This is a genomic window from Saccharomonospora sp. NPDC046836, assembly GCF_040645195.1.
GTDB lineage: Bacteria > Actinomycetota > Actinomycetes > Mycobacteriales > Pseudonocardiaceae > Prauserella_A.
This window is the reverse complement of record NZ_JBEYXW010000008.1, coordinates 94836-118502: the sequence shown is the minus strand read 5'-3', so window position 1 is coordinate 118502 and position 23667 is coordinate 94836. Positions and strand designations below refer to the sequence as shown.

The 23667-nt window shown below is 65.6% G+C and carries 28 protein-coding genes and 1 tRNA gene; 10 read left to right on the top strand and 19 right to left on the bottom strand.

The annotated features are described in order from the left end of the window. Positions 1-90 precede the first annotated feature (90 nt). The 4 genes from ABZ863_RS12790 (at position 91) to ABZ863_RS12775 (ending at position 3480) form a co-directional block, all read left to right on the top strand. Positions 91-864 (top strand): IclR family transcriptional regulator C-terminal domain-containing protein, encoded by a 774-nt coding sequence (locus ABZ863_RS12790; RefSeq protein WP_358534618.1) that lies wholly within the window; start codon positions 91-93, stop codon positions 862-864. A 190-nt stretch (positions 865-1054) separates the two neighbouring features. Next, positions 1055-1612, top strand: coding sequence for a nuclear transport factor 2 family protein (locus ABZ863_RS12785; protein WP_358534616.1), 558 nt, complete (start codon positions 1055-1057; stop codon positions 1610-1612). Between the two features lie 20 nt (positions 1613-1632). After that, the gene (locus ABZ863_RS12780) at positions 1633-2961 is read left to right on the top strand and encodes an MFS transporter (protein ID WP_358534614.1); all 1329 of its coding nucleotides are present in this window, start codon (positions 1633-1635) and stop codon (positions 2959-2961) included. A gap of 84 nt (positions 2962-3045) precedes the next feature. Beyond that, positions 3046-3480 (top strand): nitroreductase family deazaflavin-dependent oxidoreductase, encoded by a 435-nt coding sequence (locus tag ABZ863_RS12775; protein ID WP_358534612.1) that lies wholly within the window; start codon positions 3046-3048, stop codon positions 3478-3480. 696 nt (positions 3481-4176) lie between these two features. Here the strand turns inward: ABZ863_RS12775 and ABZ863_RS12770 are convergent. The 6 genes from ABZ863_RS12770 to ABZ863_RS12745 form a co-directional block, all read right to left on the bottom strand. Then, positions 4177-4770, bottom strand: a complete 594-nt coding sequence (locus tag ABZ863_RS12770; RefSeq protein ID WP_358534610.1) for a hypothetical protein — start codon at positions 4768-4770, stop codon at positions 4177-4179. A gap of 242 nt (positions 4771-5012) precedes the next feature. Next, a complete protein-coding gene (locus tag ABZ863_RS12765) occupies positions 5013-5825 on the bottom strand; it encodes a hypothetical protein (RefSeq protein ID WP_358534608.1) in 813 nt (270 codons plus the stop codon). After that, on the bottom strand, positions 5822-6082 hold the full coding sequence (locus ABZ863_RS12760; RefSeq protein WP_358534606.1) for a hypothetical protein: 261 nt from the start codon (positions 6080-6082) through the stop codon (positions 5822-5824). Before ABZ863_RS12760 ends, ABZ863_RS12765 begins: the two co-directional genes overlap by 4 nt. After that, positions 6079-6219 carry a hypothetical protein gene (locus ABZ863_RS12755; protein ID WP_358534604.1) on the bottom strand — a complete coding sequence of 47 codons (141 nt, stop codon included), beginning with the start codon at positions 6217-6219 and terminating at the stop codon, positions 6079-6081. The genes ABZ863_RS12760 and ABZ863_RS12755 overlap by 4 nt, the downstream gene beginning before the upstream one ends. A gap of 125 nt (positions 6220-6344) precedes the next feature. Further along, positions 6345-6563: a hypothetical protein gene (locus ABZ863_RS12750; RefSeq protein WP_358534602.1), complete on the bottom strand. Its 219-nt coding sequence runs from the start codon at positions 6561-6563 to the stop codon at positions 6345-6347. Between the two features lie 650 nt (positions 6564-7213). Next, entirely contained in the window at positions 7214-7666 is a 453-nt protein-coding gene (locus ABZ863_RS12745) for a hypothetical protein (protein WP_358534601.1), read from the bottom strand. Positions 7667-7745: 79 nt separating this feature from the next. On the opposite strand from ABZ863_RS12745, the gene ABZ863_RS12740 reads away from it, so the two are divergent. Next, positions 7746-8249 carry a hypothetical protein gene (locus ABZ863_RS12740; protein WP_358534599.1) on the top strand — a complete coding sequence of 168 codons (504 nt, stop codon included), beginning with the start codon at positions 7746-7748 and terminating at the stop codon, positions 8247-8249. A 48-nt stretch (positions 8250-8297) separates the two neighbouring features. Here the strand turns inward: ABZ863_RS12740 and ABZ863_RS12735 are convergent, their stop codons facing one another. From ABZ863_RS12735 to ABZ863_RS12710, 6 genes are all read right to left on the bottom strand, one after another. Beyond that, on the bottom strand, positions 8298-8783 hold the full coding sequence (locus ABZ863_RS12735; RefSeq protein ID WP_358534597.1) for a hypothetical protein: 486 nt from the start codon (positions 8781-8783) through the stop codon (positions 8298-8300). Between the two features lie 1014 nt (positions 8784-9797). Continuing rightward, on the bottom strand, positions 9798-10952 hold the full coding sequence (locus tag ABZ863_RS12730; protein WP_358534595.1) for a hypothetical protein: 1155 nt from the start codon (positions 10950-10952) through the stop codon (positions 9798-9800). After that, complete coding sequence (locus tag ABZ863_RS12725; RefSeq protein ID WP_358534593.1) at positions 10949-11770, bottom strand: hypothetical protein; 822 nt, start codon at positions 11768-11770, stop codon at positions 10949-10951. Before ABZ863_RS12725 ends, ABZ863_RS12730 begins: the two co-directional genes overlap by 4 nt. A gap of 92 nt (positions 11771-11862) precedes the next feature. Next, positions 11863-12162: a hypothetical protein gene (locus ABZ863_RS12720; RefSeq protein WP_358534591.1), complete on the bottom strand. Its 300-nt coding sequence runs from the start codon at positions 12160-12162 to the stop codon at positions 11863-11865. 179 nt (positions 12163-12341) lie between these two features. Next, positions 12342-12683 (bottom strand): translation initiation factor IF-2 N-terminal domain-containing protein, encoded by a 342-nt coding sequence (locus ABZ863_RS12715; RefSeq protein WP_358534762.1) that lies wholly within the window; start codon positions 12681-12683, stop codon positions 12342-12344. 202 nt (positions 12684-12885) lie between these two features. Beyond that, a complete protein-coding gene (locus ABZ863_RS12710) occupies positions 12886-13290 on the bottom strand; it encodes a helix-turn-helix transcriptional regulator (protein ID WP_358534589.1) in 405 nt (134 codons plus the stop codon). A gap of 208 nt (positions 13291-13498) precedes the next feature. Between ABZ863_RS12710 and ABZ863_RS12705 the strand changes: the two genes are divergently transcribed. The 3 genes from ABZ863_RS12705 (at position 13499) to ABZ863_RS12695 (ending at position 15556) form a co-directional block, all read left to right on the top strand. After that, positions 13499-14230: a hypothetical protein gene (locus ABZ863_RS12705; RefSeq protein WP_358534587.1), complete on the top strand. Its 732-nt coding sequence runs from the start codon at positions 13499-13501 to the stop codon at positions 14228-14230. A 41-nt stretch (positions 14231-14271) separates the two neighbouring features. Then, complete coding sequence (locus ABZ863_RS12700) at positions 14272-14802, top strand: HD domain-containing protein (protein WP_358534585.1); 531 nt, start codon at positions 14272-14274, stop codon at positions 14800-14802. A gap of 73 nt (positions 14803-14875) precedes the next feature. Continuing rightward, entirely contained in the window at positions 14876-15556 is a 681-nt protein-coding gene (locus tag ABZ863_RS12695) for a hypothetical protein (protein ID WP_358534584.1), read from the top strand. Between the two features lie 36 nt (positions 15557-15592). On the opposite strand, the gene ABZ863_RS12690 is transcribed toward ABZ863_RS12695, so the two are convergent. Together ABZ863_RS12690 and ABZ863_RS12685 are read right to left on the bottom strand one after the other, a co-directional pair. Further along, a complete protein-coding gene (locus ABZ863_RS12690) occupies positions 15593-16024 on the bottom strand; it encodes an NUDIX domain-containing protein (RefSeq protein WP_358534582.1) in 432 nt (143 codons plus the stop codon). Positions 16025-16085: 61 nt separating this feature from the next. After that, positions 16086-16158: transfer RNA gene (locus tag ABZ863_RS12685), tRNA-Asn, on the bottom strand. Positions 16159-16321: 163 nt separating this feature from the next. On the opposite strand from ABZ863_RS12685, the gene ABZ863_RS12680 reads away from it, so the two are divergent. Further along, positions 16322-16573 (top strand): hypothetical protein, encoded by a 252-nt coding sequence (locus ABZ863_RS12680; RefSeq protein WP_358534580.1) that lies wholly within the window; start codon positions 16322-16324, stop codon positions 16571-16573. Here the strand turns inward: ABZ863_RS12680 and ABZ863_RS12675 are convergent, their stop codons facing one another. From ABZ863_RS12675 to dnaG, 3 genes are read right to left on the bottom strand one after another with little or no spacing between them, the layout of a single operon-like run. Continuing rightward, complete coding sequence (locus tag ABZ863_RS12675; RefSeq protein WP_358534578.1) at positions 16574-17335, bottom strand: trans-aconitate 2-methyltransferase; 762 nt, start codon at positions 17333-17335, stop codon at positions 16574-16576. 25 nt (positions 17336-17360) lie between these two features. After that, positions 17361-17882 (bottom strand): hypothetical protein, encoded by a 522-nt coding sequence (locus tag ABZ863_RS12670; protein ID WP_358534576.1) that lies wholly within the window; start codon positions 17880-17882, stop codon positions 17361-17363. Then, positions 17879-19774 carry a DNA primase gene (gene dnaG, locus ABZ863_RS12665; protein ID WP_358534574.1) on the bottom strand — a complete coding sequence of 632 codons (1896 nt, stop codon included), beginning with the start codon at positions 19772-19774 and terminating at the stop codon, positions 17879-17881. The genes ABZ863_RS12670 and dnaG overlap by 4 nt, the downstream gene beginning before the upstream one ends. A 50-nt stretch (positions 19775-19824) precedes the next feature. On the opposite strand from dnaG, the gene ABZ863_RS12660 reads away from it, so the two are divergent. Continuing rightward, entirely contained in the window at positions 19825-20766 is a 942-nt protein-coding gene (locus tag ABZ863_RS12660) for a sigma-70 family RNA polymerase sigma factor (RefSeq protein WP_358534572.1), read from the top strand. Here the strand turns inward: ABZ863_RS12660 and ABZ863_RS12655 are convergent. Then, entirely contained in the window at positions 20753-22450 is a 1698-nt protein-coding gene (locus ABZ863_RS12655) for a glycosyl transferase (RefSeq protein WP_358534760.1), read from the bottom strand. The genes ABZ863_RS12660 and ABZ863_RS12655 overlap by 14 nt on opposite strands. Positions 22451-22536: 86 nt before the next feature. Then, entirely contained in the window at positions 22537-23649 is a 1113-nt protein-coding gene (locus ABZ863_RS12650; RefSeq protein WP_358534570.1) for a serpin family protein, read from the bottom strand. Between the last annotated feature and the right edge of the window lie 18 nt (positions 23650-23667).

Below are 23667 nucleotides of genomic sequence, written 5' to 3'. Positions count from 1 at the left end.
CAACCAGGCGATCGGGGAACCGGGCAGTATGCGCACCTGTGTGCGATACGCTTCCGGATACCTCGACCAGAAGCGGGAAAGGAAAGCCACATGCCTCGAGCGGGTGACGGCCCCTACGTCCAGTCGCTCGACCGCGGGCTCGCCGTGCTGCGCTGCTTTGGCGAGGACCGCACCCGGTTGTCCATCTCCGAGGTCGCCCGCGAGGTCGGCGTGGACCGCGCCGTCGCCCGGCGCCTGCTGCACACCCTGGCCGAGCTCGGCTACATCGGGGTCGAGGGCTCGAACTTCTTCGTCCGGCCCAGGGTTCTCGAACTGGCTCAGGCGTACCTGGGCACTGTGGACTTCCCGGACGTCATCCAGCCGCACCTCGCCCAGCTCACCAGCGAGATCCACGAGACGTCCATGGCGTTCGTCCTGGACGGCGACGAGATCGTGTACATCGCCGGCGTGCAGGCCCGGCGCCTGGTGAGCATCAACGTCAGGGTCGGACTGCGGATACCCGCCCACCAGAGCCCGCTCGGTCACGTACTACTCGCCGCCCAGTCAGCCGAAGCACGCGCGGCCTATCTCGAACGCGTGGAACTGACACCGACCACCCGGTACACGATCACCGACAAGCCGGCACTGCGTAAACGGCTCATCACCGTGGCCGACCAGGGATACGCCCTCGGCGATCAGGAGCTCGAAATGGGGCTGCGCACCATCGCGGTTCCCGTGCACGACCGGGACGGCACCGTCGTCGCCGCCATCTCGATCGGCGTCCTGGCCGCCGCCTACTCCGCACGCAAGCTCATCAACGAGCTTCTTCCACGTCTCCACGAGACCGCGAAGCGCATCGAATCAGATCTCGCCGTGCTCAACTGACCCTCCGGTTCCGATCGCCCACCGCGCCCATCCATTGTGGATGGTTCCGGCGCCGGTCGGCGGATCGAACTCGGCCGTTGACACTGCCGGCGAGCGATGGCAATCTCAAGGCAATTCGCGCACGCTCGAGCGCATAACGCACAGCACGTGGTGATGTCAGGTTCGCAGTCGATGAGAAAGCATGGCGGCCATGTCTGCTGAAGTATTCCCGCCGGCCACGACAGCTCTGGAGTCGATGGTGCGGCAGCTACTCGACCGGGAAGCGATTCGTGAGGCACTTCATCGCTATTGCCGTGGCGTCGACCGGGTCGATGTCGACGCCATCCGTTCCGCGTACTGGCCCGACGCCGAAGATCACCACGGCGAGTACGTGGGTGGACCGGAAGGGTTGATCGAGCGGGTGATCGAGGGATACTCCCCCACCGATCACGTGGTTCACTCGATCTGCAACACGAGCATCGCGCTTCGTGGCGACCAAGCCGATGTCGAGGCGTACTTCATCGCCCTGCATGCTCTCGAGGTCGGCGAGGACGGGGTGCGTATCCAGACATTCCTCGCCGGCCGGTACCTGGATGTCTTCGAAAAGCGCGCCGAAGAGTGGCGGGTGCTGCGACGCACCGTCGTCTACGACTGGATCCGCAAGTCCCGGCTCGTCGACGGTCTGGGCGAGGCCGCCTTCTCGTCCCGCCAGCCGGTCGGCCTGCACGCGCCCCATGACCTCGTCTACGAATTCGAATCGCTCCGCTGAACAGAACTAGGAGCTTGTCAATGACGACAAACGACGCTTCCGCCATGACCGGCCCGACGGTCGACGACACGCGCGCTCGCCCGTCCGGAACGAACGCCAAGGTCATCCGTGGCGCCGTTCTCGGCTCGATCGTCGAGTACTACGACTTCGGTATCTACGGCTACATGGCCACCGTGCTCAGCGCACAGTTCTTCGTCAAGGACGACCCGGCCGCGGCATTGCTGGGTACCTTCGCCGCCTTCGCGGTGGCCTTCTTCCTTCGTGTTCCCGGCGGCATCTTCTTCGGACACATGGGGGACAAGTACGGCCGTAAACGGGCATTGACCTGGACGATCCTGCTGATGACCGTTGCCACGGCGGTCATGGGCATGCTGCCGACCTACGTGACGCTGGGCGTGTGGGCGACCGTACTGCTCACGCTCTCGCGATGCCTACAGGGTTTCGCCGCGGGCGGAGAGCTCAGTGGCGCGAACTCGTTCGTGTCCGAGCACGCGCCCCGACGGTGGCGAGCCTTCCATACCTCCATGGTCAACGCCGGTGTCTACATCGGGTCGCTGTGTGCAGCGCTCATGGCGCTGCTGCTCACATCTGTGCTCAGCGAGGAACAGGTCGGTGCGTGGGGTTGGCGCCTGCCGTTCCTGCTCAGCTTGGTCATCGGCCTCACCGGACTGTGGATCCGCAGCTCGCTGGACGAAACGAAGCAGTTCAAGGAACTCCAGCGACGAGAAGAAGTCGAACAGGTGCCGCTGTTCGCGCTACTGAGGTCGGCCAAGCGCGAAGTCCTGATCATTATCGCCCTCGGCGGGTTGATCACCGGCGGTGCCTATATCGCGTCCGTCTACTCCGCGACCTATCTACAGACGGTCGGTGGCCATTCACCACAGCTGGCCTTCGCCTCGATCTGTATCGCCATCGTCCTCGGCATGATCACGCTGCCCATTTCCGGCTACCTCGGCGATCGCGTCGGCCGTAAACCGTTGCTTATCGCTGGTTCCGCCGCGGGCGCGGTGCTCGGCGTGCCGATGTTCATGTTGATGTCCGATGGCCCCGCACTGCTCGCCGCTGTCGCGCCCGGAGTGCTGTTCATCTGCGTTTCGGTCGTCAACGGCGTTTCGTTCGCGGTCTACGCCGAGATGCTTCAGGCGCGTTTCCGCTACAGCGGAATCGCCCTCGGCAACAACGTGACCAACATGCTGCTCGGCGGCCCGGCCCCGTTCGTCGCCACTCTGCTGTTGACAGCCACGGGCAGCGAGCTCGCGCCAGCGGGGTACTTCGTGGTGTGCGCGCTGGTCAGCCTGGTCGCTTGCGCTTTCGTGAAGGAGACGAAGGGAAGCGAGCTGGCGGCGTGAGCGCCAGAGCCCAGCCGCTCGGCACAGTCCCCTCGAGCGTGATAGCGGCTCTCGCGCCATCAAACACAGAAGGAAGCAATCCAGATGCCACTGTCCGGAGAGTATGAGCCCAGCACGCGAGGGCCGGTTCGGGATCAGGTCGAGCTGTACGAGCGCACCGACGGGGCCGAAGGCAACGCCCTGCACGGTCTGCCCATCGTCGTTCTCACGACAGTCGGCAAGCGGTCGGGCAAGCTCCGAAAGAGCCCTGTCATGCGCGTGGAGCACCACGGGCGGTACCTGGTCGTGGCCTCGCTCGGCGGAGCACCCACCAGCCCCAGCTGGTACCACAACATCATGGCGTCGCCGCTGGTGGAGCTCCAGGACGGCCCTGTGCGAAAGGACTACGCCTGCAAGCTCCTTTCGGGGACGGAGCGGGAACTGTGGTGGCGGCGGGCGGTCGAGGCCTTTCCCCAGTACGCCGCGTACCAGGCTCGCACGACGCGCGAGATCCCGCTGGTTCTTCTCGAAGCCTCTTGACCGATGACCGACAGGTCGGCGGGTGTTCCGGCAGCGCGCCTCGGCCCCCAACGGTGGGCAGCGTCCGACGGCCGCCACGGCCGCCGTTGACCAGATGTGGCGCTCCCTCGGCGGGAAGCTCTCGGAACCGGGCCAGTTGCTCCGGCCCCCGGTCTTCCCTCCGCAGAAGCAGCATTGCCGACATGCCGAACAACTCGTGCAGATACGCCCGGCAGTCTTCGCGGGTCATGCCGTCGGCGTGGATCGGGTAGATCGCCTGACGTTGCCCGCCGAGGGTGACTGCGGCGTCGCCGACGATCCGGTTGCCCTCGGCGGCACTGAATCCGACAGCGTGGGTAGGGGCGGGAGCCGACCTCACGGGCGCGCCAGATATCGAGCGGCCAGCCCTTCGCCTTGGCTGAGCACTTTCTTGATCCGCCGAGCTGGGGGAGCACCCCGTTGCCGCGGTGTTCTGCGCTGAGCGCGTAAAAGCCGTGCTCGTCCGGGTCGGCGTGCATCCGATTGGGGTTGCGCGTGTCCTGCAAGACCACGATCCCGTCGCGCTGTGCCGGGCCCGCGCGGGCCACCTCGACCATCCGGACCTGGTACTGGCGTAGCAGCGGAAGCACGTGTTGCTTGACCAGTTCGGCAGTGGACGACTATTCGTCACCTGTCTGGGCCGTCATCACGATCAGGTTGGACAGGTCGTCGAGCAGCTCAGGTGGGCGGAAACCAGGGTCGAGCAAGGTGCGCATGATGCCGGCGGTGGATTCGGCGCCCATGCCGTAGCTCCAGCACACCGGAGTGGGACCAGTGTGCTGGAACTCGAACAGCGCCGGGCAGGTCACCGCGGCCCCCTGTCGGGCGGAGACTGAGGCTGGCCCGGTCGATGTCGGTCGAGTCGTGGGCCTCGAGGGGCTCGGACGGCAACTGCTCGCCGCTGCGGTGTCCGGGCAGCATCTGCGGAGCGGGATCGTCGGCCGGCCATCCGCCGTGCACGGACGCGTCGTCGGTGGTCCGGCCGGGTGCGCCGTGGACGCGGTGCTCGGCGATGTCGTAGCCGACGTCGAACAGCTGCCCCTTGCGCGGCAGGTCGCCGCCGAGATCCTGGCGGTAGAAGGCCTGCACGGCTGCGCTGTCGGTGAGATCTGCTGGACTGTCCGGGAGGGCCAGCAGCCCGCGGTGATCGTCCCAGCGATCGCGAACCTGGTCAGCCAGGGCGCGCTGCAACACCCACACCGTCTCGATGTTCAGGTGGAGCGTCGGCTCAGGGAGCTCTGGAGCAGCCGCGGGTCCGATTGTGGTGGTCATAGCAGTAGTCCCCTTCGCTACGTAGGTTGGTGCCCGACCCGTCGTGGCGGGTGGGCGCGACCCGACGCCGGCGCAGAGTTGCGTCGCCCCACCGGCCGCGACGGCTCGCGCGCCGTCTCACAGATCGCTCGACACGTGTCGCAGCCGGGGTGATCGGCGCGGACTCGCCGGCATCGAGTACTGATCACCTCGGCCGCGACCACACAAGGTGGGGCATGGAACTGCCCCGGGCCGATCGGATGTCACTCAGGACTCGGCACACGGTGTCCGTAGCAAGCCAGTAGAGACTCGGCCGCGGCGACCGTCTCCCGGAGAGCGTCGTAGACCTCGTAGCCGCGGTGCTCGTCGTAGGGCGCGAAGTTGCCGGTGCGCTCGGCCTCATCGGACAGCGCGGCCAAACGAAGGTCGTTTACGTCGAGTTTGGAGGCGCTCGCGTGCCACGCCGTGGCGGCAAGGCACGGATCAATGATCGAATCCGGCCCCTTGCTGAAGTCTGCGATGCAGCGTCGTGGCAAGAGGGGCTGGCCACATGCCAGTGGGCCTCGGGCGTTCGGGGCGCCGGTAGCGGAGTCGGAGTTGCGGTCAGGTGGGGTGGTCTGCTCGTCCAGTGCCTCGGCGACGGCGTCACGGCTGGGCAGCTCGGCTCGATAGAGGTTTTCCTCCGCGGGTTCGCCCTCCGGCTGCCACCACGATCGCGGCGGGGCGGCCCCGAGCGAACGGCTCAGCACGTACTCGATGGAGACGACAACGTATTCCCAGTCAGTGCCGTCGGACGACTCGGCGAACGAGGTCGACGTGATCGGCAGTGCTGACCGCCGGGTCCACAGTGGTTTGTCACTGTCGTCGAGTATCGCGTGGAGCCGTAGGCCATCGGGATCGACGCCGTAGTCGGAGTCATCGACGATAACCGCCTCGGCGGTGGGCACGGCCTCACGCGCGATCCGAGCGACGTCAAGCATCCGCAGGATGTGCAGTTGCTCCTGGGCGTTGTCGACGGTGGCAATCGCGCGGTTGATGCGCTCGGCCAGGGGCGAGTCCGGGGCAAGGTCAATCACGGCAGCTCACCCCATCCACACGCCTGGCGTTCGGCGGCGGTGAGCAGTTGCGGTACGGGTTTGCCCTCGTGCATGTGGAACACAGTCGGCTCGCCCCAGTGTCCGTGGTCGGAGCGCCACCAGTAGCCGTGCCAGACCACGCCGCCTGCGGCTGGATACGTGGGGTCGGCAACCCCGGTGATGTGGAAGTAGCTGGAACCGATCAGCGCAATGTCGCCGACGGTCGCGGCAAGCAGCACGGTGGTAATCGCTTTCATCGCTTCCACGCCCCGGAGCTGGCGGCCGTGACGCGAAGGGTGGCCCCGCCGTGCCAGGCGGGGTCGGTCATCGTGCCGATCTCCAGGGTGCTGCTCGGGGCGGCTGGCTGCCGCGCCGGGAGGGTGGACGTGGACATGGTGGGAACTCCGTTCGCGCAGGGGTTGTTGGTGCACAAGGTTCTTCCGGCCCCGTCGCGCAGCAGGTGCCACAGGAGCGCAGACGGACGGTGTCCGTCGTGACCGGCGCGTGCAAGTCGGGATCTCAGGCGGCCTCGGGCAGCGGGTAGGGGCCGCGTGTGGCGCCGTCAAGGGAACGTCGGTAGCGACGCCACGCCTCGTCGACGACCTCGGTGCTGGCGACGAGGTTGGCCAGCACGTCGGTGGGGCTGTCCTCCACCGCCTGCAGGATGCGTTGGCAGTGTTCGGTGATCGTGCGGCGCCAGGCGGCCTCAAGGACCACAGTGGTGAGGTGGTGCGCCACCAGCGGGGTGAAGGCTGCGCTGTAGGTGTCGATGAGCCACGAACCCAGCCGCGACTGTTTGTCGTTTCCGGTTAACAGTTACATGATCCACTCTCCTGACCTGGGCCTGACCACGGCAGATAGGTTCTCGAACCGCCATGTCGGACCGGTCTGGTCCACCGCTGTTCACCCCGGCTGATGTCACAAATGGATGTCATCCGCACGGCGGGCCACAACCGTTGCCGCCCTGGTCAGCTGCCCGGCAGCCACGCAGGCGCCACCGTTCCCGCGATCCTCAGCCGCCCACAGCCGGGACGGGCGCTGTCAACCCTGTAACCGATCACGCCTACTGAACGAAGTACGGATCATGACTGGGCGGACGCAAGGCGACCACAGCCGGCGTGATCGGCGCGAAGCGGGGTTGACAGCGTCTGGCCCGGCTTTGACCATGCGGCCATCGCGGGGATGGTGTGCCCACCGGCAGCCGCCGACGCTGAGCACTCTTCCTGTTCGGTATGCGCACTGCCGTGCTCAGCGCGCGTGGCCGACGGCGTCCGGCGCGGCCGGGCCAAGCGGAGCGACCCAGCTCGGCCGCGCGCCAGTTCGGCCCGCGCGACCGCCCGGCAGGGCGGCTTGAAACCGTACAGAAAGTCCTCACCGCGTCCAGTCAGCTAGTACTCCAGCCGTAGATCGTGATGATCATGGTTGTCCGGGTGGATTGCTGCTGGTAGTGGGCCTGGCGGGCTCGATGTTGATGCCATTTGCCGCCAGGCCGAGACGCCAAGTCGATGCGCACTGTCTTTGATCGGCGTGATGGCGAGCGTGGCGAACAGGTGTTGGATTTCGTTGCAGATCAAGGGAATCGAGTCGGTCGATGCCGGTCCTCGGGCGCGTTCGGTCGCTGCAACGACGGTGAGGAACGCGTATTCGAGCATCGCCAGAACGGTCCAGCGGTGCCACGAGAGCCAGCGGCAGACCTGGTGCTGATCCAGGCAGGCCGACAAGCATTGCCACACGTGTTTGGGTAGCCGCGTGGCCAGCTCGTCGGGGCGGGGTCGCCGCCTGACCACGCTCTCGGCCGTTCCCGCGGCGGGCTGTCCGCCAAGATCCACGAGCTCGTCCACGGCACGGGCGCCCACTCGCACTACACGAGCGGCATTTCGCCTCGGGACGGCCTGCTGTTTCGCGTGCTACGGTCGGGGGATGACACACAGCGGGGGAAACGCTCCTTGGGTAGGCCCGGGAGCCGACGACAATCCCATATCTTCACACCAAATTGAACGCTACCTGGCCGAGGCATCCCGCGCCTCAATCAAGATAATCAGTGTCGATACGTATTCCACTGGCTTGGCTATCACGATCGAGGCCAATGCCATGAGCGAGAAGGGCGACGCGGGCGAGGAACTACGCGAAGGCATGGCGTCGGACGAAGACCCCGCGCCTTCCGCCCTGCGGTTTAGGGTGCGGCTGTCCGACGAGAGCACCGCGAGCACGCTCGACCACGTTGCCGACTCAACAACCGAGCCAACGCAGCCCTGCCTTTCGACCCTGGGCGGGCCCGGTTTCAAGATCGACGGGCCACGGCTCGACACTCGGCAAACGATGTGGTTGTGGCCTCGGCCGACCGGGAAGTTCGAAGTGACAGCGGAATGGCCCTGGTTTGGTATCCCCTCAGCATCCCTTGAGGTTGGTCCTTTCGAAGGCTGACTAGAGGGGAGAGCGGTCTCCAGGTTGGCGACCGCTCCCCTCCTGCGCTTAGCGTTCGGTGTTGGACTCCCAGTAGTTGTAGTAGTCCAAGCTGTTTTCGACCGCGACGTTGCCGGTGTTCTCGATCGCAAGGTGGCAGCCAGCCCAGCCGGAGCACGCGATGCTCGTCCTGCTTGACCAGACCGCCCCGCCGTTGTCCCTGTAGACCACGAGGTTGCCGTCATTCTGGAAGGTGACGTAATGGCCGGCAGAGCTCTGATTCGCGGTCCAGCGGTGTTGCCCATCCACCCAGACCTCCAGAAGGCCGCGCAAGAGGGTTAGGCGGGTCTTGCCGTCTGGGGAGTACACCGACTGGTTGTTCCCCATCCTCCAGCCGCCCTTGATGTTGTTGGAGCCGCTACGCGCGTAGACGGTGATCGGCGCCTCGGCTGTCGTTGAAACGGCTTGCGGCACGGTCGTGGCTGACGCTGCCGCAGCGGTTGGCGCGGCGATCAGACCAACCGTCAGTCCGGCGGCGGTGAGTCCTGCTGCCATCCAAGACCGGACACGATTTGTTCTCATTTTCGCTCCGTTCTTGACACATACGTCTCCCGCTCAGTCGAGTCGACGGGAGATATCAGTATTCCTGATGAACACCCAAATGGGTTGAAAGTGGAGTCTGGACAAACGTCAGCGAATACAAAATTCCGTGACAGAGTGACCACGGGCGAAGTTGACGCCAATCACGGCGTCCAGATCGTCCGCAACGCTCGTAGAACTAGCGCCAAAAAGTAAGAGCACATTTCAATTTTCCCCCAATTTCGTTCCCCCACTTGGCGAGCCTCAAGATCGCCGGAAGTCTGACTCCCGGCATCATGCCCAACAAGCCACATACCGCCAAATGCGTGAACGGATGCAGGCTTCCCCTCCTTGGGTGAACCGAGACGGAGAGGCCGGATTCATGGCCGCGGCCGCCGGTGAACCGCCCCCTGGCGTCGGACAGCATTCGCGTTCGGTGTGCCGAATGCGCGGGTCGCGAAACGACACGTCGAGGCCCCTCGCCTGCTCCTTCGTGACAGCGGGCCTGTGCGTCGGCTCGAGGGCGACAGTGTGCTGGTGCGTGTGGTTAGGGTGGCGCAGGAAGATCGCGCCGTTGATGTCGGGTGTCAGGTCCCAGCCGGAGCGCATGCCGAGCTGGAATCGTGCTGTCTGCTCGTTCTGCGGTGAGGACGCCCGTGTCTGGGTAGCCGTGTTGCCAACTCGCCGGGGGAGCGTTCCGGGGCCGGTGGTAACGCCCCGGTCGCATCCGATCGCCAGGATGTAGCCGACGCTGCGGCCCTCCAGCTCCGCGCGCCGCCGGGGGTCGGCACCATCGACCTCGTCGCCCGTCACCCCCGGCACATCGACTCCGGCGTAATCATGGTTGAGGCCAGAGCAGGTTTGGTCGCGAACTGCACGTTGCCCCTCACCAGCCCCAATCACAAAGCTCGGCTGGAGTACTAGCCAACATTGCGCCGGTCGTGGAGGTTCAAAACCTCAGTCTCCATGACGGAAGTCAGGACTATCAACTCATGAGAAATTACGGTGAACGAGCGCGTGCCACATCTCAACGACCTGCTTGTCACCCTTGCGCATGAGCCGCATGTGAGATATACGATTCCTGATGGGCATTACCTTTTCTTTGAACTTTCCCCATGCGATCTGATCGAACTTCAGTCCATCGAACGTGTGCGAGTTTGCAACTTCGATCAGTTCCCCAAGGGAAAGCCATTCGATCGGATCGCGCAACTCGGATACCGATCGTGCCGAAACGTGAACATCCAAGCGTGCTCGCTCAAGGACTTTTTGTGGCAGATCGCCATGCAATACCCGAACCCGCCACTTGTTACCAAAATTAGAGACTGCAGCATCTCTAAGGGACCGTCGTATGATCCTTTCAATAGACCAAAGACCTTGGATTATCGCCGGAAGATCCGACTGCGGGGTCGTAACGCCTGCCAATACATCAGCCACGGCTTCGCGAAACTCGCTTGTTCTGTTGTCTACGGTGAAGCCAATCCCCTCGTTGTTGACGACAACTAACCCCGCACCCCGAAGTGCTTCAACATCCCTAATATCGAGACGATCCAAAAAGTTTACCCTGGGCGGCGCTTCGAATATTGCCTGATCCAACGCCGCCAGCACGCTTACCCCGAGTTCCGCCAGAGAATCGTGAAACAGAGCAGAGAGATCCTCGCAGCCTCCCAATCCGCAACAGGGCAGCGCCGCAGCGGGATGGGGCTTGTAATCGTCGACGCGCTCGCTATCGTCCAATAGCGGTAGACAATAAATTGACGAGTCTTCAATAATTGAACTTCCGGGTACTGACCCAAAGCTAGCCCGCGGCGTACGCGATATCATGCATACGTCTATATCGTCATCGAGAACTTCGTTTATTTTTTGACGAAGTGCGCCAAGTCGCAGACTTCCTCTCGGGCCTCCATCAGAAAACTTTTCAATTTCGGTCAGCACGATAGAGCTTGACTCTATCAACTCAATCTCGAAAGGCTCTTCCAAGAATTCGACGGCACTCTTAATGGTTGAAGACATCGACTCCAAGATCGATGTGCGAAGTACATCGTGCACGGCGCCGAGTTGGACAAATACCAATCTATTACGCCTCATTTTTTGGCGCAGCTCAGTAGCTCGTTTAATTGCCGCTTTCTGCACCAGCATGTCGGTCACAACAACTCCAACACTGGCGTTAACTCATACTTGCGGCCTACCTGGCGTACCAGGCCAAGATTGGTTAAATGACCTACGGCTTGGGGTTCTTCCTGAGCAATTGAGGCGAACACCGCAGGGTCTTCACGCAGTATTTCCAGGAGGTAAGATTCATCCGGATAGTACCGCTTTATATGATCGAGCATCTCACGCATATTGCCAGCCGCTAAGCCGCGCCACTTTTCAATAGCCCGGAGGACGTTCGGCCGCGACATTTTTCTATGAAATACATCTACCGGTAAGTCTTTAACAACGGTCGAGGCCAGGTGCCTGTACAGAAACGCGTGCCCACCGGACGCGTCAAATAGCGCTTCGAGGGAGTCATCTTCAATTGTGATCCCCATTTTACTGCCGACGGACTGAGCTAACTCGTCCGCCTCGCTCCGTTCGAATGGTGCTAGAAAATGCGCCTTAGCCCAGGAAAAGAGTGGATTCGGGCGAGCATATAGTCGCCCACTCTCAACAATTGCGCTTGTTAGACCAGAAAGGAGGAAAGTGAAGTTTTCATTCTCCTGGACCAGGCTTCGCAGCGTACCGAGCAATTGCGCAATCGAAGCCATATCACCTTCGGCGATATCGATTCTGTCCGAAGGTGTTAGGTATTCGATCTCGTCGAACATGATGACAAGCGACACATCAGAGGCGGCCAGTTTTCGAAGAACCCGCTGCAAACCACGCTTGAACTCAGATATTGACTTATTTTGCGTTACTCGCTGTAGATCTATCGTGCCGAAACTGCGCGAACGCAATTCTGCCGTGATATCGTCAATTAGATCCATTAGGAGGTCCGGAACAGGATCCGCCGGAGGGGACGGAAGGCTCTCTAGATCGCGTAGAATAAGAATTGTATGTTCGCTAGAGAGAACGTCTTTCAGTTCGGCAAGTACACTTGTTTTCCCGCCTTGCGCAAGCCAAACAGTCCACTTACACGACGTTGTTCGATATCATCTTTTAGATTTTGCAAAAGCTGCTTACGACCAAAGAAGCTGTCACCTCGAACGGGCGTTGTTTCATAGAACAGGTCCCGAGCGAATATATAGTCCCGGAGACGAGAAACGAACCCTACCGGCCCGTCGTCGTCGGTGATATTCAGGGGTATCGCAAGGAAAGCGCCTGAGTTCCAATCATCTAGCTTGACACGTAGGCGTTGATCCGAGCTCCAGAAGAACACTAGATCGGGCGTAATCTCTCGAGGCATCTCGCGCAATGCTTGCTTCGCCGCCCGAAATGTTCTTATTTGCAGATCCGGATGAGGTGAATAAAATGACATTACCTCGCGAGTCAACCCGAACGCGGACTCAATAGCTCCACTAAATCGGACCATTGCAACATGGCACTCGTCAAATCCAGCTATTCTACAAGGCGCCGCGTATACGATTGCAGATCCGACCGCTTGAAGTAATCGGTCGTGCTCGTGGGCGATTGAAAAGGCACGTTTAAGATTACTGATCCGTTGGACCAAATCGAGACTCGACGGCGGTGCCTGATGGCACCGGCTCGCCAGCTCGACTGGCGAGCTGTAGAGGCTCCAGCTTGGAGGGCAACTTCAGAGTGGCCAAAGGAATCCCGCAGCCGTCTGGCGACCCCTGCATCGACGGTGCTAGATGCGCTCCTCACAGAGACGCCCTGCTCCTGCAAGCGAGTCAAGACAGTCCTTGAAGTGACACCCAACTCTCGCGCGAGCTCATGCACACGTGCCTTCAACGATCCAACTCCTTCCCGGCACTAGATCACCTCATCGAGTCGACTGGTGGTGACTGAACGTTAGCGACTCCGCCTAGCGGGCGTCGGATCGAGATCTATCTGTGACGTGCAACGCGCCGACAACGGACTGGCTTTGAGATCGTCGATGGACACGAGACGCCGTACCCGCCTCCTGAAGCACCGGCAAGGCTTAGTGATCGTCCGACGGTTCTAGACCGAGGCGGGAGACGATTGTGCTTAGCGATAGCGCGAGTGCCTGTGCGACGTGCCGTAGCTCAATCACGTCCAGTCGTCGTTCCCCGGTTTCGTACTTGCTGACGAAGGACTGGGGTACGCCGAGTCGCTCGGCGACTTGGACTTGGGTGAGGCCTGCTTCGTGGCGCGCCTCGCGGAGGAGCTGGCAGAGGCGCTGGTATTCGGCCGAGTAGATCGACTTCTCCACTGGGCAAGCCGACCGCAGCGCTTGCGAGTATCCCAAAATCGGATACTGTGGCGGTGTGCCCTTGGTGCCGAAGCTGCTGGTTGAGGTGGTACCGGAGGGCCGCCGGTGGATCGGTTGTTGCCGCCTGTGCCGGGCGGTTCCGATCCCTGTCATGAGCCGGTGGGGCTTGTCCCCCGCACGTGATCGTGGGTGCGGCTCGTGTCTTCCTGGTGTTGCCCGGGTCTCGGGCCGCTCCACGTTGTCGCCAGTTGACGGTGGACGAAGGGATGGACATGAGTACGCGGAACTCTGCTGGTCACGGCCTCACCGTGCTCGTAGGTGGCGATGTGTCGTGATTGGGAGTGAGCGTGAGGAGCCCGTGGTGCTGACGGAGGAGCAGTGTGCGGAGATCGCGTCGGCGTTGGCCGACGACGACGTAGGCAAGGCTGAGGTGATGCTGTACGCGGCGCGGTACCCACGCGAGGCGCTGCCTGCGAAGGAGAGCTTCACCGAGCAAGAACGCAAGTGGGCAACGCACGTCCGTTCGCTGCGTCTTCCGGCCGACGTCGATCTGGCGTCGGCAATGCGGCGGCTGGATGGTGCCATCCGGTCCGAGATCGCCGACTTGTTCGAGCGGTGGGAGGCCGGTGACGATCGGCTCGCGCACTCTCTGCGCCAGCTCGGTGCCCACTTGCTGGAGCACGCCTGCTCTGTGGTTGAGCGGACAGGTCTGCCAGTGGCGCAGGTCCCAGCCTCGCCGAACGGTTCAGGCCCGACCGTGGTCGATGATCTGCGGGATCTCGCCGGGGTGCTCGAGCGAGTCTTGACCAGCCTCCAGACACTGGCCCGTCTGAGTAGCCAGCCAGGGGATGAACTGGCCGTTCCGACCGATGACCCGGATGCCATGTTGCGCCGCATCGACCGTGCGGTGGATGCGGACGTTGGTCGGCTCTACGAGCGCAAAGACGATGGCGACGATGCGGTCTTGCCGGTGCTACGGCGGCGAGCGCGTCACCTGCTCGAACTCGGTACCTGCGAAGCCGGCGAGGCGGGTATCGACGTCACCGGAGTCGAGACAGCGGTTGAGGCTGCCTTCGAACTGCCCGACGCGTGAACGGCGCTGGTTCGGTAGGTTGGCGCGATGGCGCTGGTCGATTGGGCAACGACGTGGCCGAGGGCAAGCTGGCCGCCCCGTTGCCGCGTCGCTGGGCGCACGTGCAGGGAGTCGCGCGGCAGGCCCGGACCCTGCGGGCCGTTACTGGTGCGGATGCTGAGCTGCTGGAAGCCGCGGGGGTACTGCACGATGTCGGCTACGCCCCGGACCTGGTTAGCACGGGGTTCCACCCAATCGACGGCGCGGCCTACCTGACCAGCATCGGGGCGCCGGATCGGCTGGTGCACCTAGTGGCGCACCACTCTTGCGCTATCTACGAAGCGGAGCTGCGGAGGCTGAGTCAGCACATGGCCGGCTACCGCGATGAGGGCGGCCCCATCCGCGATGCACTGTGGTACTGCGACCTGACCACTTCGCCTGATGGCGAGACCGTCCGTGCGGACCAGCGCATTGCCGAGATCAAGCAACGCTACGGCCCGGACGACCTGGTCACGCGGTTCATCACCGGCGCGTCTCCGGAGCTGCTGGCAGCCGTCGAGCGCACCGAGCAACGGCTGTCCGCCCAGCTGTGACGGAGCGGTGGTTCAGGCCAATGGGCCCCGGGCAGGTTGACTCTTTGCCGCGCGCCTCTGCTTGGATCGTCGAGTGACGAACTGGGCCGCTCTCAACCACGCCTACGGCTCAGCAGAGGACCTTCCGGCCTTACTCGACCGTCTGGAGACGGAACCAACCGGCGAGCTGTGGGGAGAGCTGTGGTCGCGGCTGTGCCACCAAGGCAGCACCTACTCCGCCAGCTTCGCTGCGTTCCCATGGCTGGCAGGTGTTGCCCGGGGAGAGGACGACAGTCAGAGGGAACATGCGGTCCTGCTGGCCGGAGCGATCGTCGCGTCCACCCCTGACCAGGCTGGCCCCATCAAGCAACGCTACGCGGCCGAAATCACCGGCCTGCAGAGCGCCGCCGAAGAACTGCTCCACCATCCAGGCGAGGGATATGTCTACCGACTGCAGGCGTACTTGGCGCTGGAGGGCGTACCGGTGTGGGGCCGCGAACTCGACCGGCTGGTCCACGGCGAGTACGAGATCAGCTGTCGTGTTTGCGGACTCGGACTACTCGTCACGATCAGTGACGCTGACGGATCCTTCTCCGAAAACCCCAGCGGCGAGCGCTGTCCCCTCCGACCCTCGCCTCCAGTGGACCTACGGCGCCTCGGCCGACGACTCCACGAGCTGGCCGTCAGCGTCAACGAACACGCCCTCGCCTCTAACCTTCAGGCACCTGTCCGGCGAGGTGGAATGCCCAGGCTGTGGCGCGGTTTCACCACTTGACGACCGCGTAACGGTCGCGGCGATGAACGACGATTGCTAGCCGAGATACGGCTGTATGCGGTCCTCTAAGCCGTGTTGGATGCGTAGCCGCATGGATGGGTGAATGGTGAGATCGTCGAGCTTGTCAGGCGGTACCCAGTGGACTTGCCGGGACTCGTTGCTGGTCCGGACCTCGCCACCGATGGGGCGGGCGTGGAAGTCGATGGAGAACTCCTGGCGGACTTCGCCGTCGTCATAGGCGATGACGTGGCGGGGGTCGGTGTAGATGCCGGAGAGGCCGGTCACCTCGACCTCGATGCCGGTTTCCTCGCACACCTCGCGGACAACCGCGTCGGTGATGGTTTCCCCGATGTCCTGGGCGCCGCCTGGGATGGCCCAGAGTCCGTTGTCGGTGCGCTCGATCATCAGCAAGTCGCCTGTGTCGTTGCGGAAGATGGCCGAGCGAATGAACCGGCTAGCCGACGACAACTGATGTCAACCGTGAATGCAAACAAGGCCCCCAAATGAATTTGGAGGCCTTGTTGCCCTGCTCCCCCGGTTGGACTCGAACCAACAACCCTTCGGTTAACAGCCGAATGCTCTGCCAGTTGAGCTACAGGGGAACGCTGTTCGCCGACCGGATCGCTCCGGCCAACGGATACACACTGTAGACCATGCCCGATCAACGCCCGAAACCACCCCCGGCCCGCACGATCCGAGCAGGCCGGGGGTGACTGCGCAACAATGGAGCCCCAGGTCGAGGAGCACGAGGGAGGCATCGAGAGCATGAAGACTTTCCTGCTTGGCGCAGCCGTGGGCTATGTGCTGGGCGCGCGGGCCGGGCGTGCCCGGTACGAGCAGATCGTGCGCACCTACCGCAAGATTGCAGACCACCCCGCGGTACAGGGCGCCGCCGGTGTCGCCAGGGCGAAAGTCAGCGAGAAGGTCGGCGGCCGGCTGCCGTTCGTGCACCGGCAGCGTGCCACACACGACACGAACGGGCAGTACGCGCCGGAGCCGAAGGCCACCCAGGCGTAGCTACGGCACCCGTGCGACCGCGAACACGCGCCGGAACGGGAACCACGTCGTCCCGTCGGGTCGTGGCGGGTAGGCCTTGTCGAGCAGAGGCGCCAGCTGCTCGCGGAAGGCCTCCCACTCGCCCGCATCGAGGGCAGCCTTGACCGGGCGCAACGCGGTGCCCGTCAGCCACTCCAGCACCGCCTGCGAACCGGTGAGGCGCTGAACATAGGTCGTCTCCCAGGCATTGACCTGGCAACCCAGATCCGCGAGAAGCTCGGCGTACTCCTGCGGGGTGCCGACGTCGTCCTCCCGCAGCACCGCACCGGCCAGCCTCGGCGCCCAGCCAGGGCTCGCCGCGAGCCGCCTGGTCAGCGTGTGTGACGGGGCGTCCATGTTGCCCGGCACCTGCATGGCCAGCCACGCACCCGCGGGAAGCTCGCCGACCCAGCGGCGGAGCAGGTGCCGGTGCTCGGGCACCCACTGCAACACGGCGTTGGACACCACCACGTCGGTGTCCCGCCCCGGCGACCACTCACGCACGTCAGCGACCCGTGCGGGCACGCCTGCCTCCCGCGCCGCCGCCACCATGTCGGCTGAGCTGTCGATCGCCTCCAGCGTTGCCTGCGGCCAGCGCCGGGCCAGCGTGCCCGTCAGGTTGCCGGGCCCGCAGCCGAGGTCCACCACCCGCCGCGGCTCCCCGGCGCTGATCCGCGCCACGAGCTCGAAAAACGGCCGGGCGCGTAGGTCGCCGTAGTCGAGGTACTTCGCTGGATCCCACATATCGCCTCCCAGTACGAGCGTACTGCTATGGCGATCCACCGGCCAGCTTGTCGGCGGCCTCCTCGGCCATGCTCGCCACGAGCTCGCGGTCGGCGCCGGGGTCCGGGCGCACCTGCAGCACCACGCCGTCGGTGCCGGGAACCTTGCGGATCAGGAACCACGCGCCCCCCTCCGGCAGGTCCTTGCGGTACCGGGCGCGAATGGCGTCCTCCACCCGCTGACGCACCAGCAACGGCACCTTGCCGGGCCTCGGCAGCACGTAGCGCACCGGCGGGCGGTCGGCCAGTACGACCGCCCTGCCCGCGTACCCTTCCTCCTCGGCCTCGGTGACGGTCAGCGTGTCGCCCTGCCACACGGCCTTGCTGATCAGATGCCAGCCGACCCGCCGCGCACCCGCCGCCTCAGGCAGCCACAGGCCGAGCGCGGTGACGGCCACGTGCCCGCCCGTGCTGGTCGCGGCGGCGCCGAGCACGTGCTCGTCCTCGGCGAGCACGCCACGTAGCTCCTCCGGCAACGGCTCCCCGAAGATCCGGCGCAGCCAGCTCATGAGTCGAACCCGGCGGCAGCCTGCTCACGCAGTGCCTTGCGGTACTGCTCCAGCGCAACGAGGTCGCCGAACAGCGCGCGGTACTCGTCGGCCGCATCGACCGGCGAAAGCCGCTGCAGCTTCGACTTCAGCTCACCGATCTGGCGGCCCACCAGGTTCTCCTGCACGGCCGCCAGCATCCCGGCGACATGCCGGATGTCGACTTCTCCCTTGGCCTGCATGGGTTCCACCGCCAGCTCGGACAGCAACGAGTCGATCGTCCCTTGTGGAGCGTGCTGGTTCGCCGCATCGATCAGCGCCGGACCGGACAACCCCGAACCGGTGCCGCCTGCACCGAGCACGGCCCGGTGCACGGCGACGTACGCGGGATGCGTGAACGCATCCTCGGGCAGGGCGTCGTAGGCGGGCCCGGCGAGTGCCGGCTCCTGCAACGCGGCCTTGAGCACCTCACGCTGGGCGAGCAGCCCGGGATGGCGGGGATCGGGCCGTTCCACGTCGGGGCCGCGTTCGGGCGCCGCCCCGTTGCGTGCGGGCCTGCCGCCGTTGGCGAGTTTCACCGGCATCCCGGAGCTCGCCCTGACCCGGCGCACCACCATGGCCTCGTCCTGCCAGCCGACCCACCACGCCAGCTTCGTGGCGTAGCCGTCCCGCTTGGCGCGGTCCTTGATCTGCGCGACGAGCGGCACGGTCCGCTGCAGGGCGGCGACCTGGCCGTCCACCGAATCGAGGTCGTACTCGGCGAGCAGGCTGCGGATCGCGAACTCGAACAGGGGGATGCGGCGCGCCACGAGGTCGCGCACCGCGGTGTCGCCCTTGGCGAGCCGCAGCTCGCAAGGGTCCATACCATCCGGGGCGACCGCGATATAGGTCTGGCCGGCGAAGGTCTGGTCCCCCTCGAACGCCTTCAGCGCCGCCTTCTGCCCCGCCTCGTCACCGTCGAAGGTGAAGATCACCTCACCGCGGAAGGCGTCGTCGTCCATCATCAGCTGCCGCAGGACCCGCATGTGGTCCTCGCCGAACGCGGTACCGGACGACGCCACCGCTGTGGGCACACCGGCCTCGTGCATGGCCATGACATCGGTGTAGCCCTCGACCACCACGACCTGGTGCCGCCGCGCGATCTCGCGCTTGGCCAGGTCGAGCCCGAACAGCACCTGTGACTTCTTGTAGATCGGGCTCTCGCTGGTGTTGAGGTACTTGGCCTGGATCGGGTCGTCGTCGAACAGCCGGCGCGCACCGAACCCGACGACGTCGCCACCGCGGTCCTTGATCGGCCACACCAGCCGACGGTGGAACCGGTCGATCGGCCCCTGCCTGCCCTCCTTGGCGATCTGCGCCTTGTACAACTCGGCGAGCTCGAAGCCGTTGTTGAGCAGGTGCTTGGTGAGCTTGTCCCAGCCGCCCGGCGCGAAACCGCACCCGAACGTGGCCGCGGCGGTCTGGTCGAAACCGCGCTCGGCGAGGAACTCCCGCGCACGCTGTGCCTCGGGAGTGGCCAGCTGCGCGGCGTAGAACGCCTGCGCGGCCTTGTGTGCCTCGACCAGCCGCAGCCGGGTCCCGCGGTCGCGCCGGACGCTGGCGCCGCCGCCCTCGTAGGTCAGCCGCAGCCCGATCTGGTCGGCGAGGCGCTCCACCGACTCCACGAAGCCGAGATGCTCGATCTGCATCACGAACTTGATGACGTCGCCGCCCTCGCCGCAGCCGAAGCAGTGGAAGGTGCCGTGAGTGGGCCGCACGTTGAACGACGGCGTCTTCTCCTCGTGGAACGGGCACAACCCCTTCAGCGCGCCACCACCGGCCCGGCGCAACGCCACGTACTCGCCGACGACCTCGTCGATCCGACTGCGCTCGCGGACCTGCGCGATGTCGCTTTCCCGGATCCTTCCCGCCACGGCACCACTCTAGGCCACAGGCACCCACGCGCTTCGGCCATACTCACCCAATGGCTCCGGTGCAGAACGCCCTGACCGAGCAGTTCTCTGCGCAGCGGTCCCACCTGATCGCGGTGGCCTACCGGCTCACCGGATCACTCGCCGACTCCGAGGACGCCGTGCAGGAGGCGTGGGTGCGCCTGCGCACGCTGCCCGCCGCCAAACGCGACGCCATCCAGGAGCTGCGTGCCTGGCTGACCACGGTCGTCGGGCGCATCTGCCTCGACCGGCTCCGCTCAGCGACGGCGCGCCGCGAACAGTACGTCGGGGACTGGCTGCCGGAGCCGATCATCACCCCGCTCGGCGGGCAGCCCGGCGAGGACCCGCTGGACGCGGTGGTGCGTGAGGACGGCGTGCGCATGGCCGCGATGGTGGTGCTGGACACACTGTCGCCCGAGCAGCGGGTGGCGTTCGTGCTGCACGACGCGTTCGCCGTCCCGTTCGCCGAGATCGGCGAGATTCTTGGCTGCTCGGCCGACACGGCCCGGCAGCACGCGTCACGCGGCAGGCGTGCCGTCGCGGCCGCGGACCCGCCGTCACGGGCGAGCCTGGACGACCAGCGCGAGGTACTCGAGCGCTTCATGGCCGCGGTGGCCAGCGGCGACGTGCGGGCCGTCGCCGAGGTGCTGCACCCGGACGTGGTGTTCGTCGGCGACTCGGACGGCCGCGCCAGGACCACGCGCCGGACCATGGTCGGCGCCGAGAAGATCACCCGCTTCTTCCAGGGACTGCTGACCACCTACCGGCCCGGCGCGTTCCTGACCGCCCAGCCGGTGCTCGTCAACGGCGACCTCGGAATGTACGTGCCCGCTGCGCCGGGCGGCGAGGGCTACCGCGACCTCGACGCACACGTCCAGACCATGACCGTGCGCGACGGGCTGATCGTCGCGATCTACGACCAGGCCAACCCCGAGAAGCTGGCCAGGATCGTCCGGCAGCTCAGCCAGGGGTGAGCACGCGGACGTCCCACAACCACACGCCGTCGACGAGCCGGCCGTGCTCGCCGAGCAGCTGTTCGATCGTGTAGCGCAACGCGTCGACCTCGCCGGCGTCGGCAGGCAGCACGACCACGTCGGCCTCCCAGTACCGCAGGTCGGCGATCGCCTGCGCCGTCCCGCCGGCGGCGATGGCCGGCACTGTTCCGGTGTCGGCGATGTCCTCGAGCAGACTCGACATGGGTCTGCGGACCGCACCGTAGGCGCCGCGCCCATCGGTGTAGGGCCCGACGAAATAGCCCTCGGCGAGCGGGAAGCCGAGCCCGGCATCGATCTGCCAGCGCAACGCCTTCGCATCGCCGGTGTCGGGTAACGGGACCACCACCACCGAACCGCCGGGCTCCACGAAGTTCCGCCACGTTCCCGCGGTGAAGAACTCGGGCGTCGGTTCGCGCTCGTGCACCCGCAGCTCGGTGGGCGCGATGGGGACGAGCGCGAACGTCAGTGCGCTGAACCAGGCGATCCGTGCGGTGTAGCGCCATTCGTCGGGAGCGCGGTAGCGCAGCACCCGCTCGGTCGCCATCGCCAGCAGGATCCCGGCGACGGGCACGCTGCCCATCGCGAACCGCGACTCCAGCACGGAGTCGTAGAGCGGCAGGTCGAACAACAGCAGCCATGGTCCGGGAATCGCTGTCCCGGCGCCGTTGACGACGAGGACGACACCCATGGAGATCCAGGCCAGCACGAACATCGCCACCGCGAGCGCCCTCGCCGACACGACCCGCCACAGCGCGATGCTCACGCCGGTGAGCAGCACCACCAGCGGCCAGCCGAAGAAGGCGTTCTCCTCGGTCCGGTTCATGGAGAGTTCCCTGGCCGCCTCGGGGTCACCGGCGACCGACTCCGTGGCGAACGAGGTGAACGCGGCGGCGTCGTTGCCCTTCAGGCCGTGTTCGAGACCGGCGTAGCTCTGCGGGCCCGCGAACTGCCACCACAGTGGGAACGCCACCAGCACCAGCGCGACCCCGGCTCCCACGGCGATCCCGGTGCCCAGCGGGCGCACCATCGCCAGCGCCTCCTCCGGGCGCGACAGTGCGTAGGTGATGGCGAACACGAGCATCGTGGTCGCCGCGATGAGCAGCGGCTCCTCACCGAGAAAGACCTGGTAGGCGACCAGCAGGCCGAGCAGCACACCGTTTCGCACCACGCGTTCGCCGCGCACGAGCCGCAGCAACTGCAGGACGATGAACGGCAACACGAACAACGCCACGAAGTTCGGGTGCGCGTTGGCGTGGGAGATGATCGACGGCGCGAACGCACAGAACGCGGCCCCGATGGCGGCGCCGATGCGCGTCGCCACGAGGTGCCGGGAAAGCACCCAGTACCAGGCGGCCGCGGTGCCGGCGAGCCCACCGGTGAGCACGAGGGCCCAGGTCACGGTCGGCCCGAAGACGACGGTGACCGGTGTGAGCGGCACGCCGAGGCCGAGCATGACCGTGTTGGCCATCAGGTTCACGCCGAGCGGGTAGTTCTGCAGGTCGCTGAACAGCGGGTTGTCCAGTGTCAGCACGGAACGCGCGGTGACCGCGAAGAACCACTCCCACATGTTCTGGTCCTGGCCACTGCTCGTCAGGTAACCACTGCCCAGGTTCATCCACAGTGGACGGTAGATGAGGAACGCGACGACCAGGAAGCCTGCCATGACCGCGGCGTCGGCGAGGTGTTGTGGGGCGATCCGGGGCACACGTCGATCCGGTGCGGCCTGGGGCCGCACCTCGGCGGTGGCCGTCACGGGGTGACGATCCTGGCGAGGAAGTAGACCGCCCCGGTCCCACTGTGGCGCACGAGCAGCAGGAACGGCCGGTTCACCTCGACCGTCACCGGCTTACCGGCCGGCATCGCCACCAGCCGCATGGTCACCGCTGTCGCGGCAGCGCCCTCGAGGCCGGACTCGTCGAGCCGCAGCACCGCCTCGTGCAGCACGTCCGACACCTGCAGGCGGGGGTCCTCGGTGAGGCCGCCGAAATCCGCGGCCGGGGTGAACATGGTGCGCACGCCCAGCGCCTGCAGAGCAGGCTTGAGCTGGGTGCGGACGTCGAGCGCCAACCTGGGCAGCGCCAGGTCGACCATCGTGTCCCGACGCGCCGCCAACAGCTCCGCCAGCAGTTGTTCGTCCAAGGTGGACTCGTGTTCGGCGAGTCGCCGCTCCGGCAGCAACACCACCGCCTCGACTCCCCCGACGGCAGGCAGCGACACCAGCTCCCACCCGCCCTGCCGGGCATAGCCGAGCCGCTCCGACTGGCGCATCATGGCGACACCGACCGGTCCCGACGGCGTGTGGAAGTCCGCTTCCTCGGTCGCGGCGCCCCGGAACGGGAACGTCCAGCCGACCCGCAGGTACAGGGCGTTGACGAGGCTCGCGACGGTGTCCTCGTCGAGCGTTCCCGGCGGCAGCAGCTCGGGGATCAGCTCCCTGGTCGTGACCGCGACGTCGGCGTTGATCGCGGCACGTGCGCCCTCGGGGTCCTCGACGAACGGCGCCAGCGCGACCCCACCGGACGGCCAGCCGGCGAGCTCGTCGACGAACTCCTGTTTGAGCGGCAGGGCGTCCCAGGCCCACAGCGTGTTCGAGACGGCGAGAACCGGCTCCTCCTGGCCCGTGCGCGCCTCCAGAACGGCGGCCTTGCTCAGCAGGTCGGCCTGTGCCTGCACGTCCTCCTGCTCGCCCGCGAGGAGTGCGGCGGTCTCCTCCGCCGTGGCGCCACGCGCCGCCGTCGTCACCAGCCCGAGCGCGCTGGCTGCGGAGTACGGCGAAAAGCAGGAGTCGCCGGTACCGGCGACGGTGCGATGCACCGCGAGGGCGAACCGCAGGTGGGCCCGTTCTGAGGCGCTGACAGGCATTCTCCGACGTTACCGCCT

What these genes read in the sequence shown, in the direction of transcription:
- ABZ863_RS12725 (WP_358534593.1), bottom strand. Translation starts at nt 11,770, where the DNA reads ATGGATCTAATTGACGATATCACGGCAGAATTGCGTTCGCGCAGTTTC.
- ABZ863_RS12670 (WP_358534576.1), bottom strand. Translation starts at nt 17,882, where the DNA reads ATGAGCTGGCTGCGCCGGATCTTCGGGGAGCCGTTGCCGGAGGAGCTA.
- ABZ863_RS12735 (WP_358534597.1), bottom strand. Translation starts at nt 8,783, where the DNA reads ATGGCAGCAGGACTCACCGCCGCCGGACTGACGGTTGGTCTGATCGCC.
- ABZ863_RS12760 (WP_358534606.1), bottom strand. Translation starts at nt 6,082, where the DNA reads ATGAAAGCGATTACCACCGTGCTGCTTGCCGCGACCGTCGGCGACATT.
- ABZ863_RS12650 (WP_358534570.1), bottom strand. Translation starts at nt 23,649, where the DNA reads ATGCCTGTCAGCGCCTCAGAACGGGCCCACCTGCGGTTCGCCCTCGCG.
- ABZ863_RS12785 (WP_358534616.1), top strand. Translation starts at nt 1,055, where the DNA reads ATGTCTGCTGAAGTATTCCCGCCGGCCACGACAGCTCTGGAGTCGATG.
- ABZ863_RS12740 (WP_358534599.1), top strand. Translation starts at nt 7,746, where the DNA reads ATGACACACAGCGGGGGAAACGCTCCTTGGGTAGGCCCGGGAGCCGAC.
- ABZ863_RS12755 (WP_358534604.1), bottom strand. Translation starts at nt 6,219, where the DNA reads ATGTCCACGTCCACCCTCCCGGCGCGGCAGCCAGCCGCCCCGAGCAGC.
- ABZ863_RS12680 (WP_358534580.1), top strand. Translation starts at nt 16,322, where the DNA reads ATGAAGACTTTCCTGCTTGGCGCAGCCGTGGGCTATGTGCTGGGCGCG.
- ABZ863_RS12655 (WP_358534760.1), bottom strand. Translation starts at nt 22,450, where the DNA reads ATGGCAGGCTTCCTGGTCGTCGCGTTCCTCATCTACCGTCCACTGTGG.
- ABZ863_RS12770 (WP_358534610.1), bottom strand. Translation starts at nt 4,770, where the DNA reads ATGACCACCACAATCGGACCCGCGGCTGCTCCAGAGCTCCCTGAGCCG.
- ABZ863_RS12775 (WP_358534612.1), top strand. Translation starts at nt 3,046, where the DNA reads ATGCCACTGTCCGGAGAGTATGAGCCCAGCACGCGAGGGCCGGTTCGG.
- ABZ863_RS12660 (WP_358534572.1), top strand. Translation starts at nt 19,825, where the DNA reads ATGGCTCCGGTGCAGAACGCCCTGACCGAGCAGTTCTCTGCGCAGCGG.
- ABZ863_RS12710 (WP_358534589.1), bottom strand. Translation starts at nt 13,290, where the DNA reads ATGACAGGGATCGGAACCGCCCGGCACAGGCGGCAACAACCGATCCAC.
- ABZ863_RS12780 (WP_358534614.1), top strand. Translation starts at nt 1,633, where the DNA reads ATGACGACAAACGACGCTTCCGCCATGACCGGCCCGACGGTCGACGAC.
- ABZ863_RS12790 (WP_358534618.1), top strand. Translation starts at nt 91, where the DNA reads ATGCCTCGAGCGGGTGACGGCCCCTACGTCCAGTCGCTCGACCGCGGG.
- ABZ863_RS12675 (WP_358534578.1), bottom strand. Translation starts at nt 17,335, where the DNA reads ATGTGGGATCCAGCGAAGTACCTCGACTACGGCGACCTACGCGCCCGG.